Origin of the sequence: Streptomyces sp. NPDC086766, assembly GCF_044746005.1 — a bacterium.
In the GTDB taxonomy this organism is placed as follows: Bacteria; Actinomycetota; Actinomycetes; order Streptomycetales; family Streptomycetaceae; genus Streptomyces.
Genome location: NZ_JBIVBI010000006.1, coordinates 64,460 through 77,588, shown reverse-complemented (window position 1 = coordinate 77,588; position 13,129 = coordinate 64,460). Strand labels below are relative to the sequence as shown.

Annotated in this window: 14 protein-coding genes and 1 riboswitch; of the genes, 11 read left to right on the top strand and 3 right to left on the bottom strand. The window is 73.7% G+C overall.

The features are described 5' to 3' along the window. Positions 1–115 precede the first annotated feature (115 nt). A complete protein-coding gene (locus ACIPM1_RS13310) occupies positions 116–574 on the top strand; it encodes an acyl-CoA thioesterase (protein ID WP_402433147.1) in 459 nt (152 codons plus the stop codon). Here ACIPM1_RS13310 and ACIPM1_RS13305 read toward each other — a convergent pair. Then, complete coding sequence (locus tag ACIPM1_RS13305) at positions 534–1,745, bottom strand: MFS transporter (protein WP_402433144.1); 1,212 nt, start codon at positions 1,743–1,745, stop codon at positions 534–536. The two genes, ACIPM1_RS13310 and ACIPM1_RS13305, sit on opposite strands and share 41 nt — an antisense overlap. Before the next feature lie 132 nt (positions 1,746–1,877). On the opposite strand from ACIPM1_RS13305, the gene ACIPM1_RS13300 reads away from it, so the two are divergent. Beyond that, the gene (locus ACIPM1_RS13300; protein WP_402433141.1) at positions 1,878–3,143 is read left to right on the top strand and encodes an ROK family transcriptional regulator; all 1,266 of its coding nucleotides are present in this window, start codon (positions 1,878–1,880) and stop codon (positions 3,141–3,143) included. Positions 3,144–3,415: 272 nt separating this feature from the next. On the opposite strand, the gene ACIPM1_RS13295 is transcribed toward ACIPM1_RS13300, so the two are convergent. Together ACIPM1_RS13295 and ACIPM1_RS13290 are read right to left on the bottom strand one after the other, a co-directional pair. Continuing rightward, complete coding sequence (locus ACIPM1_RS13295) at positions 3,416–4,171, bottom strand: SDR family oxidoreductase (RefSeq protein WP_402433138.1); 756 nt, start codon at positions 4,169–4,171, stop codon at positions 3,416–3,418. Positions 4,172–4,263: 92 nt separating this feature from the next. Further along, entirely contained in the window at positions 4,264–5,142 is an 879-nt protein-coding gene (locus tag ACIPM1_RS13290) for an RNA polymerase sigma-70 factor (protein ID WP_402433135.1), read from the bottom strand. Between the two features lie 266 nt (positions 5,143–5,408). Further along, a riboswitch (FMN riboswitch) is annotated at positions 5,409–5,539 on the top strand. Positions 5,540–5,692: 153 nt separating this feature from the next. On the opposite strand from ACIPM1_RS13290, the gene ACIPM1_RS13285 reads away from it, so the two are divergent. The 9 genes from ACIPM1_RS13285 (at position 5,693) to ACIPM1_RS13245 (ending at position 13,076) form a co-directional block, all read left to right on the top strand. Beyond that, positions 5,693–6,295 (top strand): riboflavin synthase, encoded by a 603-nt coding sequence (locus ACIPM1_RS13285; protein WP_356185109.1) that lies wholly within the window; start codon positions 5,693–5,695, stop codon positions 6,293–6,295. Next, complete coding sequence (gene pnuC, locus ACIPM1_RS13280) at positions 6,292–6,936, top strand: nicotinamide riboside transporter PnuC (protein ID WP_356185106.1); 645 nt, start codon at positions 6,292–6,294, stop codon at positions 6,934–6,936. Before ACIPM1_RS13285 ends, pnuC begins: the two co-directional genes overlap by 4 nt. Beyond that, on the top strand, positions 6,933–8,222 hold the full coding sequence (locus ACIPM1_RS13275; RefSeq protein ID WP_402433130.1) for a bifunctional 3,4-dihydroxy-2-butanone-4-phosphate synthase/GTP cyclohydrolase II: 1,290 nt from the start codon (positions 6,933–6,935) through the stop codon (positions 8,220–8,222). Before pnuC ends, ACIPM1_RS13275 begins: the two co-directional genes overlap by 4 nt. Before the next feature lie 22 nt (positions 8,223–8,244). Beyond that, on the top strand, positions 8,245–8,730 hold the full coding sequence (gene ribH / locus ACIPM1_RS13270; RefSeq protein WP_402433127.1) for a 6,7-dimethyl-8-ribityllumazine synthase: 486 nt from the start codon (positions 8,245–8,247) through the stop codon (positions 8,728–8,730). Between the two features lie 34 nt (positions 8,731–8,764). Beyond that, positions 8,765–9,037: a phosphoribosyl-ATP diphosphatase gene (locus tag ACIPM1_RS13265; protein ID WP_028423093.1), complete on the top strand. Its 273-nt coding sequence runs from the start codon at positions 8,765–8,767 to the stop codon at positions 9,035–9,037. 49 nt (positions 9,038–9,086) lie between these two features. Beyond that, positions 9,087–9,935 carry an ATP phosphoribosyltransferase gene (gene hisG / locus ACIPM1_RS13260; protein ID WP_402433123.1) on the top strand — a complete coding sequence of 283 codons (849 nt, stop codon included), beginning with the start codon at positions 9,087–9,089 and terminating at the stop codon, positions 9,933–9,935. 14 nt (positions 9,936–9,949) lie between these two features. Beyond that, the gene (locus ACIPM1_RS13255) at positions 9,950–10,417 is read left to right on the top strand and encodes a PH domain-containing protein (RefSeq protein WP_402433120.1); all 468 of its coding nucleotides are present in this window, start codon (positions 9,950–9,952) and stop codon (positions 10,415–10,417) included. 233 nt (positions 10,418–10,650) lie between these two features. After that, on the top strand, positions 10,651–11,994 hold the full coding sequence (locus ACIPM1_RS13250) for a hemolysin family protein (RefSeq protein ID WP_402433117.1): 1,344 nt from the start codon (positions 10,651–10,653) through the stop codon (positions 11,992–11,994). Further along, positions 11,991–13,076: a hemolysin family protein gene (locus ACIPM1_RS13245; protein ID WP_402433114.1), complete on the top strand. Its 1,086-nt coding sequence runs from the start codon at positions 11,991–11,993 to the stop codon at positions 13,074–13,076. The genes ACIPM1_RS13250 and ACIPM1_RS13245 overlap by 4 nt, the downstream gene beginning before the upstream one ends. Positions 13,077–13,129: the final 53 nt, after the last annotated feature.

Below are 13,129 nucleotides of genomic sequence, written 5' to 3'. Positions count from 1 at the left end.
GGACGCGATCCGCCGGCCCGGCCGGGGAAGGGGGTCCGCGCCGGAAGGGTCGCTGAGCGTCCGCTTAGGATGGAGCCGTCCCACCGCTCGACCGCGATGTCCCTGGAGTCCCGCCGTGACCGCCGAAGCCCCGCCCGCCCCCGTCCCGTCGTACGGCCGGCTCGTCCCGGTCGCCGTCCACTTCGACGACCTGGACGCCCTGGGACTGCTGCACAACGCCCGCTACCCGCTGATGGTCGAGCGCGCCTGGGCCGAGCTGTGGCGGGAGCACGGCTTCCACTTCGAGGGCGACTGGGTGGCCGCCGGCGACGCCTGCAACGCGGTCAAGGAACTGCGGATCACCTACGAGGCTCCGGTGACCCGGCCCGGCGCGTACGCCGTCCACCTGTGGCTGGAGCGGCTCGGCACGACCGGGCTGACGTACGGCTTCCGCTTCTGCTCGGCCGACGGCGCGGTGACCTACGCGCACGGCACCCGGGTCCTGGTCCGGCTGGACGCGAAGACCCTGCGGCCCACGCCGTGGAGCGAGACGTTCAGGACCGCGGGCCGGGAACTGCTGCGGGCTGCGGACTGATCTTCGGCCGGTCCCGGTCGCCGGCCCGCAGCACCCCGGCGAAGGCGGCGAGCCCGCAGGCCAGCACGGTCACGAGGCCGAACGACACGACCAGGCCGGCGACCTGGGCCAGGCCGCCGATCGCGCTCGGCGCGACCAGCCCGGAGGTGTACGTGATGGTCGCCACACCGGCGATGGCCTGGCTGGGATTCGGCCCGCTGCGGCCCGCCGCCGCGAAGCACAGCGGCACGACCACCGCGATGCCGAGGCCCATCAGCGCGAACCCGGTCATCGCCACCGCCGGACGGCCGCCGGCGACGATCAGCAGGCCGCCGAGGACGGCCAGCACACCGCTCGCGCGCACCGTGCGCACCGAGCCGAAGCGGTCCACCACGCGGTCGCCCGCGATCCGGGCGACGGCCATGGTCAGGGTGAAGCCCGTGGTGCACGCGGCCGCGAGACCGGCGGAGGTCCCCAGCCGGTCCCGCAGATACACCGCCGACCAGTCCAGGCTGGCGCCCTCCGCGAACACCGCGCAGAACCCGATCGCCCCGATCAGCAGCGCCGACCTCGGCGGCAGCGCGAACCGCGGCGGCGCCTCCTCGTCCTCGGCCGGCTGCAGGTCGAGCACCCAGCCGCAGGCCCCCACGCCCACCGCGGTCAGCACGACGGCCGCCAGGAGGTGGTGCAGCCGGGCGTCCGCGCCGAGGTGCGCGGCCAGCGTGCCGGCCGCCGAGCCGATCAGCGCGCCCGTGCTCCACATGCCGTGCAGCCCGGACATGATCGACCGGCCGAGCCGGTTCTCGACCTCCACGCCGAGGGCGTTCATCGCGACGTCCGCCATGCCCGCCGTGCCGCCGTAGACGAACAGGGCCAGGCACAGCGTGAGGAGGTTCGGGGCGAGGGAGGGCAGGACCAGGGCGAGCGTCCACAGGGCGATCAGCCCGCGCAGCGCGTTGCGGGCGCCGAAGCGGTGGCTGATCCCGCCCGCGAGCGGCATCGCGAGCGACGCGCCGAGCGCCGGGAACGCCAGCGCGAGGCCCAGCTGGCCCGCACCGACCCCGGCGTGGTCCTGGATCCACGGCACGCGGGTGGCGAACGACCCGGTGACGGCGCCGTGCACGGCGAAGACGGCCGCCACGGCGTACCGGGCGCGCCTCACCTGACGTAGCTCGTAGACCACTGCGCTCATTCTCGGGCCCCTCCCCGGCTGGCTGTCTCCCCACTGTGCCGCCGTAAACTATCAGGAACCCTGCCTGATAGATAGGATGCCTACGGCCGTCCGCCCGCGGCGCGGCCCCGCAGATCTGGGAGGATTCCCGGCATGCCCGCATCCCCGAGCACCGCCCGGGCCATCAACGACCGGCTCGCCCTGCGGCTGATGCAGCGGGAAGGACCGTTGACGGCAGGGCAGTTGAAGCAGCTCACCGGCCTGTCCCGGCCGACGGTCGCCGACCTCGTCGAACGCCTCACGGCCTCCGGTCTGGTCACCGTCGTCGGCGAGTCGGGAGAACAGCGGCGCGGCCCGAACGCGCGGCTGTACGGGATCGTCGCCGACCGCGCCCACCTGGCCGCGCTGGACGTCCGCACCGAGAGCGTCTCCGTGACCGTGTCCGACCTGCTCGGCCGGGTGCTCGCCGAGGCGTCCTCACCGATCGGCGGGGACACGGGCACCGGTACCGCGGTGCGGCGGGCGGTGGCCCTGGTGGAGCACACGGCCGCGGAGGCCGGAGTGGCGGGAGTGCCACCGGGGGAGTCCGGTCCGGTGCGGGGGAGCCTCCACACGGTCGGCATCGGCGCGCCGGGCCTGATCGACCCGGGGTCCGGTGAACTCCGGAACTCCACCGGCCTGCCCGAGTGGCACCGCCGGCTGGTGGCCGCGCTGCAGGAGAGGCTTCCGCGGGCCCGCGTCATCGTCGAGAACGAGACCAACCTCGCCGCCGTGGCCGAGCAGCGCGAAGGGGCCGCCCGGGACCGGGACACCTTCGTCCTGCTCTGGCTCGGCCACGGCACGGGTGCGGCCGTCGTCCTGGACGGCGCGCTGCGCCGCGGGGCCTCCGGCGGCACCGGCGAGATCGGTTTCCTCCCGGTACCGGGCACGGCCACCCTGCCGTCCGCGACGGACTGCGCGGGCGGCTTCCACTCGCTGGCGGGCTCGGCGGCGGTCGTGGCACTGGCGGCGACGTTCGGGCTGGTGGGGGAGTGCGGACCCGCATCCGGACCCGGGCCGGAGCCCGTCGCCGCGGAGGTGGTGCGCGGGGCGGTCGCGGCGGTTGCGCCGGACCCCGGCGACCTGGACGCGGCGGCCCGCGCCGACCGCTTTCTCGACGCGCTCGCCGACCGGCTGGCGATCGGGGCCGCGTCGGTCGTGGCCCTGCTGGACCCCGGATGCGTGGTCCTGGGCGGTGAGGTGGGGCAGGCCGGCGGGGAGGTGCTCGCCGCGCGCGTGGCGGAGCGGCTGCGCCGGATGTCCCCCCTGCCGACCGAGGTGCGGCCCGCCGCTCTGGGCGGAGGTGCCGTACTGCGCGGGGCCCTGCTGACCGCCCGGGACCACGCCCAGGACGACCTCTTCACCCCGCCCGACCGCTGACGCCGCACACGGCCCCCACGGCGCGGCCTCCGCGAGGCCGGCCGCCCCCTCACCCACGCGCGGACGGCCGCCCCCTCACCACGCGCGGACGGCCGGTCCGGACCACACGCGGACGGCCGGTCCGGCGAGCAGCGCGGCCCGCTGTCACCGCGCCGCACGTCGGCCGCGCACCACGCGCGGGCCGCCGTGCCGCCACCCCTCGCGCCCCGCGTCCGCCACCGTCGGCGCCCGTCCCCCCGCCGAGCCCCGTTCAGGCCCCGTTCAGGCCCCGTTCAGGCCTCGCGCCCGCCCCCGAAGCGCTCCGCGAGGTGCTCCTCGAACGTGCGCTTGCCGACCGCGTTGCCCGGGGTCAGATGGCCGCCGCCGCGGAAGCCGCGGTACGCGCGGCCCGGCAGCGGCACGTTCAGGACCGGGCGCCGCCGCCCCGTGGCCTTCAGGTACGCCCGGGCCAGCGACTCGAACGAGCGCACCTCGGGCCCGCCCATGTCCGCCACCCGCCCCGCCGGCGCCCCCACCGCCAGCCCGGCCAGCCGTTCCGCGACCTCCGCCGCCGCGACCGGCTGGTCGCGCACCCCGGCCGGCAGCAGCACGACCGGCGGTTTGGCCAGTACCCCGAACAGCGTCACCAGCAGATCGTGGAACTGGGTGGCGCGCAGCACCGTCCAGCCCAGCCCCGACTCCTCGATCAGCTTCTCCACGGCGAGCTTGGACCGGTAGTAGCCGTACGGCACCCGGTCGACACCCACGATGGAGATGTAGACCAGGTGCCCCACCCCCGCCTTCCGCGCCGCCGCGATCAGATGCCCGGCCGCCTCCTCGTCGCCGCTCCGGGGCGAGCTCGCGCAGTGCACGACCGTGTCCACGCCCGCGACGGCCGCGTCCAGCGCGGGCCCGCCCGCGCGCAGGTCGACGGCGTGCGGCGGGGTGTGCCGGCTGAGCACCCGCACCTCGTGCCCGTCCGCGCGCAGCCGCTCGACGACGAGCCGGCCGAGCGTGCCGGTGCCCCCGGTCACCAGGATCGTGGTCATGCTGTTCCGTCCCTTCACGTGCCGGCGCCCCCGGACGGAGCGCCCACCGCCCACTGAGACCGGGCAGCCCCGCGCCGTGTGACAGCCCGCCGTCAGCGCGCCAGCTGACGTCGTACGAAGTCCAGCTTGTCGGGGTTCACCACGGCCCGCACCTGCGCGACGAGCCCGTCCCGCAGCGCGAAGGAGACGACCCCGGCCAGGGTGTCGCCCGCCCATGCCGCGAGCCCCGGGGCGCCGTTGACCTCGGCCATCGTGAAGTCCAGCCCCGCCGCGAACCGGCCGCCGCCGCCGGTCAGCAGGCGTACGACCTTCTCGCGCCCCTCGATCGGCCGCCGCGCCGCGGACACCCTGCCGCCGCCGTCGCCCCACCACGTCACGTCGGCCGCGAGCAGCTTCTCCAGACCGGCCAGGTCCCCGCCGCGGGCCGCCGCGAGGAACGAGGCCAGCAGCTCCTCCTGCCGCTCGGGGGCGGGCTGGAAGCGGGCGCCCGGATCGCCCACCCGCCGCACCGCCCGCCGGTACAGCTGACGGCAGTTGGCCTCGCTCAGGTCCAGCACCCCGGCGATCTCCCGATGCCGGTAGGCGAAGGCCTCCCGGAGCACGTACACCGCCCGCTCGGCGGGGGTGAGCCGCTCCAGCAGCACCAGCACCGCCATGGACACCGCGTCGCGCTGCTCGGCCGACTCCAGCGGGCCGAGCGTGCCGTCGGAGGTGAGCACGGGCTCCGGCAGCCAGGGCCCGACGTAGCGCTCGCGCCGGGCCCTGGCCGAAGTCAGCCGGTTCAGGCAGAGGTTGGTGACGACCTTGGCGAGCCAGGCCGCCGGGTGGTCCACCGCCGGGCGGTCGGCGCCGCTGTAGCGCAGATAGGCGTCCTGGACCGCGTCCTCGGCCTCGTGGGCCGACCCGAGCATCCGGTAGGCCAGGCCGAACAGGCGCGGCCGGTGCTGCTCGAACTCCTCGGCGGTCGTCATGAGTTCACCCTGTCAGACGGGTCGTGCCAGGAAGGGACCGACCGGTCCGTACCTGTTGACCGCTCTGGTCTAGTCCTCTTAGGGTCGGATCCGGCCGGCCCGTGTCCGGGCGCCCGCGCAGACCGGTCCGGCGGCGGTGACGACGGCCCTTGCCCGCCGCCGGGCCTCCCGCCCGCGGGGGCGGGCGCCACGTTCTGTGAGGCACTGCACACCGATCGTCTGTCGGGACCTCGATCAGGCGTGGCACACTGGGCCTGTACCAGTAGCAGCGCACTCCGGGGTCGGTGAAAGTCCGAACCGGCGGTTACAGTCCGCGACCCGGTCGCTTCCAGCGGCCGGTTGACCAGGTGAAATTCCTGGACCGACGGTTAAAGTCCGGATGGGAGGCAGTGCGCGGCGAGCGAGCACACACCCGTGCGCGCCGCCGACTACGGGCTCGCCCTCGCGGGCGGATCCCGTCCGGCGCCGTACCCGGTGTCCTCGTTCGTGGTCTCTGTCGTCAACGACAGCCCCGGAGTCCGTGCCCGAATGAGGCAGGAGGACCCGGGAAGTGTTCACCGGAATCGTCGAAGAGCTGGGCGAAGTCACCGCCGTGGAGAACCTCGGCGACGCCGCCCGCTTCCGGCTCCGCGGCCCGGTCGTGACCGAGGGGGCGCGGCACGGCGACTCCATCGCCGTGAACGGGGTCTGTCTCACCGTCGTCGAGCACGAGGGCGAGGAGTTCACCGCCGACGTCATGGCGGAGACCCTGAAGCGCTCCAGCCTGGGCGCCCTGACCGTCGGCTCCCGCGTCAACCTCGAACGCCCCACCGCGGTCGGCGCGCGCCTGGGCGGGCACATCGTGCAGGGGCACGTCGACGGCACCGGCACGATCCTGGACCGCACCCCCTCCGAGCACTGGGAGATCGTCAGGATCTCCCTCCCCGGGGACCTCGCGCGCTACGTCGTCGAGAAGGGCTCGATCACCGTCGACGGCATCAGCCTCACCGTCGTCGAGGCCGGCCCCGACCACTTCACCGTCAGCCTCATCCCCACCACCCTCGCGCTGACCACCCTCGGCCTCAAGCAGAGCGGCGACCCGGTCAACCTCGAGGTGGACGTCGTCGCCAAGTACGTCGAGCGGCTGCTCGCCCATCAGGGGGCCACCAAGTGAACTGGCTCAACTCGGAGGCCTTCACCCTCCTCGGCCAGCACATCAAGTGGTCGGACATGATCGGCAACGTCATCGGCCTGATCGCCCTGGCGTTCGGCTGGCGGCGCTCCCTGTGGAGCTGGCCCACCCAGTTCCTCTCCGGCCTCGTCCTCTTCGCCGCCTTCGCCACCGCCCACCTCTCGGGCAGCGCGGGCAAGCAGATCGTCGTCATGGCCGTCGCGGTCTACGGCTGGTGGCAGTGGAAGCGCGGCAGGGAGCAGGCGGCGGACGGCCACGTCGCCGTGCGGTTCGCCACCTGGCGGGAGCGGGCCGTCCTGCTCGGCGCCGCCGCTGTCGGCACGGTCGCGGTCGCCGGCCTGTTCCAGGCGTACCCGTCGCTGTCCTGGGACCCCTGGCCGGACGCGTACATCTTCGTCGGCACCGTCGTCGCCATGTACGCCCAGGCACGCGGCATGGTCGAGTTCTGGTTCGCCTGGCTGCTCGTCGACGTCGTCGGCGTCCCGCTCAACTTCGCCAACGGCTTCGCCTTCTCCGGCTTCGTCTACGTCATCTACGGCGCACTCGTCCTTTGGGGCATGCGCGACTGGTGGCTGCGCTCCCGCAGGGAAGCGCGGCCCGTCCTGGAAGGAGCGCCGGCATGACCGCGGCACCGATCCTGTACACCACGGACGGCATCGAGGACTTCGCGCTCGACCCGATCGAGCAGGCCGTCGCGGACATCGCGGCCGGCCGCCCGGTCGTGGTCGTCGACGACGAGGACCGCGAGAACGAGGGCGACCTCGTCATCGCCGCCGAGAAGGCGACCGAGGAGATCGTCGCCTTCATGATGAGCGAGTGCCGCGGCCTCATCTGCGCCCCGATGGAGGGCCCGGAGCTCGACCGGCTGAAGCTGCCGCAGATGGTCGACGACAACACCGAGTCGATGAAGACCGCCTTCACCGTCTCCGTCGACGCCTCCGCCGCGCACGGCGTCACCACCGGCATCTCCGCCTCCGACCGCGCCACCACGCTCCAGCTGCTGGCGAGCGGCACGGCCGAGCCCACCGACCTCGTCCGCCCGGGCCACGTCTTCCCGCTGCGCGCCAGGCCCGGCGGCGTCCTGGTCCGCAACGGCCACACCGAGGCCGCCGTCGACCTGGCCCGGCTCGCCGGACTGCGCCCGGCCGGCGCGATCGTGGAGATCGCCGGCGAGGACGGCCGGATGCTGCGCCTGCCCGAGCTGATCCCCTTCGCCCGCAAGCACGGCCTGACGATCATCTCCATCGAGGACCTGATCGCCTACCGCCGCTCCAGCGAGCCCACGGTCCGCCGCGAGGCCGAGGTCCACCTGCCCACCGCCCACGGCACCTTCACGGCCCACGGCTACCGGTCCACGGTCGACGGCGTCGAGCACGTCGCCCTGGTGCACGGCGAGATCGGCGACGGCGAGGACGTCCTGGTCCGGATCCACTCCGAGTGCCTCACCGGCGACGTCTTCGGCTCCCAGCGCTGCGACTGCGGCCCCCAGCTCGACGCCTCCCTGGAGCGCATCCAGGGCGAGGGCCGGGGCGTGGTGGTCTACCTGCGCGGCCACGAGGGGCGCGGCATCGGCCTGATGTCCAAGCTGCGCGCCTACGAGCTCCAGGAGCGCGGCCGGGACACCCTCGACGCCAACCTGGAACTGGGCCTGCCCGCCGACGCCCGCGACTACGGCGCCGGCGCGCAGATCCTCCAGGACCTCGGGGTGCGCAGCGTCCGCCTGATGACCAACAACCCCGACAAGAGCGACGCGCTCGTCCGTTACGGCCTGCGGGTCACCGGACGCGAGCCGATGCCCGTCCAGGTGGGCGAGCACAACCTCCGCTACCTGCGCACCAAGCGGGACCGGATGGGGCACGACCTGCCCTGGCTGGACACGACGGCCGTGTCCAGCTGCGGCAACCAGTAAGCAGAGAGCACCGAGGAGACACGTGAGCGGCAAGGGCGCACCGGAACTGTCCGTACGGAACGTCGGGGACCTCAGGGTCGCCGTCGTCGCGGCGCAGTGGCACGAGAAGGTGATGGACGGGCTGGTGGACGGCGCGCTGCGCGCCCTGCACGAGCTGGGGATCGACGAGCCGACCCTGCTGAGGGTGCCCGGCAGCTTCGAGCTCCCGGTGGTCGCCAAGGTCCTCGCGGGCCGCGGCTACGACGCGATCGTCGCCCTCGGTGTCGTGATCCGCGGCGGCACCCCCCACTTCGACTACGTGTGCCAGGGCGTCACCCAGGGCCTGACCCAGGTGTCGGTGGAGACCGGCGTCCCCGTCGGCTTCGGCGTGCTCACCTGCGACACCGAGGAGCAGGCCCTGGACCGGGCCGGAATCGAGGGCTCCCGCGAGGACAAGGGCCACGAGGCGGTGACGGCGGCGGTGGCGACGGCCGCCACGCTGCGTTCGGTATCCGAACCCTGGCGCTGAGGAGTCGCCCGGACCGCGTAGGGTGGGGACCACCATGTCCAAGAAGACGTTCGAGGAGCTCTTCACCGAGCTCCAGCACAAGGCCGCCCACGGCGACCCCGCCTCCTCCCGCACCGCCGAACTGGTCGGCAAGGGGGTCCATGCCATCGGCAAGAAGGTCGTCGAAGAGGCCGCAGAGGTCTGGATGGCCGCCGAGTACGAGGGCAAGGAGGCGGCCGCCGAGGAGATCTCGCAGCTCCTCTACCACGTCCAGGTCATGATGGTCGCCCGGGGCATCTCCCTGGACGACGTCTACGCCCACCTCTGAGCACCACCCCACACCGCCGTAAGCACACCACGCGAAGGAAGCCGACCTCATGCTGCGCATCGCCGTCCCCAACAAGGGTTCACTCTCCGGCCCTGCGGCGGAGATGCTGCATGAGGCCGGCTACCAGCAGCGCCGCGAGTCCAAGGAACTGCGCATCGTCGATCCGGGGAACGAGGTGGAGTTCTTCTACCTCCGCCCCCGCGACATCGCGATCTACGTCTCCTCCGGCCGCCTCGACATCGGCATCACCGGCCGCGACCTGCTGATCGACTCCGGCGCCAACGCCGAGGAGATCCTGCCCCTCGGCTTCGCCCGCTCGACCTTCGTCTACGCCTCCAGGCCCGGCACGGCCGACGGAGTGACGGACCTCAACGGCAAGACGGTCGCCACCTCCTACGAGGGCATCGTCGCCAAGCACCTCGCCGACAGCGGCATCGACGCCTCCGTCGTCCACCTCGACGGCGCCGTCGAGACCGCCATCGAGCTCGGCGTCGCCGAGGTCATCGCGGACGTCGTGGAGACCGGCACCTCGCTGCGCAACGCGGGCCTGGAGGTCTTCGGCGAGCCGATCATGAAGTCCGAGGCGATCGTCGTCCGCCGCACCGGCGCGGACGCCGAGGAGCCCAAGGTCCAGCAGTTCCTGCGCCGCCTCCAGGGTGTCCTGGTGGCCCGGACCTACGTGATGATGGACTACGACTGCCGGGTCGAGCAGCTGGAGAAGGCCGTCGCGCTGACCCCCGGCCTGGAGTCCCCGACCGTCTCCCCGCTGCACAACGAGGGCTGGGTCGCCGTGCGCGCCATGGTCCCGGCCAAGGAGGCCCAGCGGATCATGGACGACCTGTACGCGATCGGCGCCCGGGCCATCCTGACCACGGCGATCCACGCCTGCCGCCTCTGAGGGGGCACACCGAGATGTCCGACCTGCCCGCACTCCCGGTCACCTTCCGGCCGGGCCGCACCCGCGCGGTGCTGCTCACCGCAGCCGTCGTGCTCTTCGCGGTCATCACGGCCGTCGCGCTGCTGCTGGAGCGGCTCGGCCCCGGCGAGCGCCTCAGCTTCGTCCTCACCGGCGCGCTCCTGGCCGGCGTGCCGCTGACGCTCGCCCGGCCGAAGGTGGTCGCCGACGAGACCGGCGTCACCGTCGTCAACATCGTCTCCCGGCGGCACCTGGACTGGGCGGAGATCCTCCAGGTGAACCTGCGCCAGGGCGACCCCTGGGTCTTCCTCAACCTCAGCGACGGCACCAGCCTGCCCGCGCTCGGCATCCAGCCGGGCATCGCCAGGCAGCGCGCCGTCGCCGACGCGCGGACCCTGCGCGCGCTGGTCGAGGCGCGTTCCGTCCAGGATCCCGAGCGCTCTTCCGGGGATGCTCAGAGCTGACCGGGTGACGTCCACCCTGCCGCATCGGCCGGGGTCTTGATTAATCTGGTGACGGAGGCGTTTTTCGCTGTGCCTCCGCCCCTGTGCTCCGACCGGCGCCAGGGGTTCCTGCTACCCGAGGAGTGACTCCCTCCGGCGATGGACGGACCGTCCTGCAGTACCTGCGCCGCCCCCTGCCGACATAGCGCGGACCGACCCCACGAGGTCCGCGCGCACGCGGAGGCGGCGGCATCATGACCATCCCCCTGCTGCTCCTCGGAGCGGCCTTCCTGCTGATTCTGGCCAACGGCTTCTTCGTGGCGGCCGAATTCGGCCTGGTGACCGTGGAACGGCCGGAGGCCGAGAAGGCCGCCGCCGAGGGCGACCGACGCGCCCACACGGTCGTCGAGTCGCTCAAGGAGCTGTCCTTCCAGCTCTCCGGCACCCAGCTCGGCATCACCATCACCTCCCTCGTCGTCGGCATGCTCGCCGAACCGGCGCTGGCCGCGCTCCTGCACGGCCCGTTCACCGCGATCGGCGTCCCCGAGGGCGCCGTGTCCGGGGTCGCCGTCGTCGTCGGCATGCTGCTCGCCTCGGCCATCCAGATGGTGATCGGCGAGCTCGTGCCCAAGAACTGGGCCGTGTCCCGGCCGCTGCAGGTCGCACGGTTCGTGGCCGGCCCGCAGCACCTGTTCTCGCGGCTGTTCCGCCCCGTGATCGCCGCGCTGAACGCCGTGGCCAACCGGCTCGTGCGCGCCCTCGGCGTCGAACCGGCCGAGGAGCTGGCCTCCGCCCGCACCCCCGGCGAGCTGGTGTCCCTGGCCCGCCACTCGGCGCAGGCCGGTGCGCTGGAGCAGGACACCGCCGACCTGTTCGTGCGGACCATGTCGCTGGGGGACCTGACCGCCCAGCACGTCATGACCCCGCGCGTGAGGGTCAGCGCCCTGCAGTCCTCGGCGACCGCGGAGGACGTGGTCAACCTGACCCGCGCCACCGGCCTGTCCCGCTTCCCCGTCTACCAGGAGCGGATCGACGAGGTCGTCGGCATGGTCCACCTCAAGGACGCGCTGGCGGTCCCGTCCCACGAGCGGCTGCGCACCCCGGTCGGCCGCATCGCCCGCCGGGCGCTGCTCGTCCCCGAGACCCTGCCCGTCCAGCCCCTGCTGGCGCAGCTGCGCAGCGAGCAGCCCATCGCGGTCGTCGTCGACGAGTACGGCGGCACGGCGGGCGTCGTGACGCTGGAGGACATCGTCGAGGAGATCGTCGGCGAGGTCCGCGACGAGCACGACGCCAAGGACCTGCCCGAACTGGCCCCGGTCCCCCCGGAGGACGGCCGGCCCGCGTGGGACGCCGACGGAAGCTGCCGGGTCGACCTCCTGGGCCGCATCGGCCTCGACGTGCCCGAGGGGCCGTACGAGACCGTCGCCGGACTGGTCGCGGACCTGCTCGGCCGTATCCCGGCCCCCGGCGACCGCGCCGAGCTGCCCGGCTGGCGGCTGTCCGTGCGCCAGGTCGGGCACTACCGCGCCGAGCGCGTCCGCCTGGTGCGGACGGCCGCCGCGACGGAGTCCGCCGCCCGTGCGGAGGCCGCCCGATGAGCGTTTTCCAACTCTTCTTCGCCGCTGTGCTGGTGCTGGCCAACGGCTTCTTCGTGGGCGCCGAGTTCGCGCTCGTGTCGGTCCGCCGCAGCCAGATCGAGCCGCTCGGCACCGCCCGGGCCCGCCAGGTCCTGTACGGCCTGGAGCGGCTGCCGCAGATGATGGCCGCCGCCCAGTTCGGCATCACCGTGTGCTCGCTGACCCTCGGCGCGGTCGCCGAGCCGACGGTGGCCCACCTGCTGGAGCCGCTGTTCGAGTGGATCCACCTGCCCGACGGGGTGATCCACCCGCTCGGCTACGTCATCGCGCTCGCGGCGGTGGTCTTCTTCCACCTCGTCATCGGCGAGATGGTGCCGAAGAACCTCGCGATGGCCGCGCCGGAGAAGGCCGCGCTGTGGCTCAGTCCCGGCCTGGTCGCCTTCGCCCGGCTCTGCCGGCCCATCACCGTGGCCCTCGGCGCCTGCGCCCAGGGCATCCTGCGGCTGTTCCGCGTCGACCCCAAGGACGAGGTCGAGGCGGTGTTCACCAGCGAGCAGCTCAACCGGCTGGTGGAGGACGCCGGGCAGGCCGGCCTCCTCGACCCCGAGGAGCAGGAGCGGCTGGAGGACGCGCTGGAGCTGGGCTCCCGCCCGGTGACCGACGTGCTGCTCAGGCGGGAGGCCCTGGTGACCGTCAGCCCCTCGGTCACCCCGGGCGAGATCGTCGCCCTGACCGCCCGCACCGGCTACTCCCGTTTCCCGGTCGCCGCGGAGTCCGGAGCCTTCATGGGCTACCTGCACGTCAAGGACGTCCTCGACCTGGAGGAGTCCGAGCGGGCCGTGCCGCAGCGGGTGTGGCGGCCGATGACGACGCTCAGGTCGGAGCTGCCGCTGGACGACGCGCTGACCGTCATGCGCCGGGCGGCGACCCACCTGGCCCAGGTCGCCGACGCCAAGGGCAGGGTGCTCGGCCTGGTCGCGCTGGAGGACGTGCTGGAGCTGCTGGTCGGCGAGGTGCGCGACCCCGCGCACCGGGTGACCCCGGAGGTCAGGCTGACGGAGCCGCGCAGCAGCGGGGAGCAGGAAGAGGTGCTGGCCTCCTAGGACCCGCTCCGGCTCGGCCGCCCGCGTTCGCGGCGCGGCCGGCCGGCCGGAGC

Bases quoted from the DNA above. Each gene is read 5' to 3' on its own strand.
- hisG (WP_402433123.1), top strand. From the start codon at position 9,087: ATGCTGCGCATCGCCGTCCCCAACAAGGGTTCACTCTCCGGCCCTGCG.
- ACIPM1_RS13305 (WP_402433144.1), bottom strand. From the start codon at position 1,745: ATGAGCGCAGTGGTCTACGAGCTACGTCAGGTGAGGCGCGCCCGGTAC.
- ACIPM1_RS13300 (WP_402433141.1), top strand. From the start codon at position 1,878: ATGCCCGCATCCCCGAGCACCGCCCGGGCCATCAACGACCGGCTCGCC.
- ACIPM1_RS13245 (WP_402433114.1), top strand. From the start codon at position 11,991: ATGAGCGTTTTCCAACTCTTCTTCGCCGCTGTGCTGGTGCTGGCCAAC.
- ACIPM1_RS13295 (WP_402433138.1), bottom strand. From the start codon at position 4,171: ATGACCACGATCCTGGTGACCGGGGGCACCGGCACGCTCGGCCGGCTC.
- ACIPM1_RS13255 (WP_402433120.1), top strand. From the start codon at position 9,950: ATGTCCGACCTGCCCGCACTCCCGGTCACCTTCCGGCCGGGCCGCACC.
- ACIPM1_RS13290 (WP_402433135.1), bottom strand. From the start codon at position 5,142: ATGACGACCGCCGAGGAGTTCGAGCAGCACCGGCCGCGCCTGTTCGGC.
- ACIPM1_RS13275 (WP_402433130.1), top strand. From the start codon at position 6,933: ATGACCGCGGCACCGATCCTGTACACCACGGACGGCATCGAGGACTTC.
- ACIPM1_RS13265 (WP_028423093.1), top strand. From the start codon at position 8,765: ATGTCCAAGAAGACGTTCGAGGAGCTCTTCACCGAGCTCCAGCACAAG.
- ACIPM1_RS13250 (WP_402433117.1), top strand. From the start codon at position 10,651: ATGACCATCCCCCTGCTGCTCCTCGGAGCGGCCTTCCTGCTGATTCTG.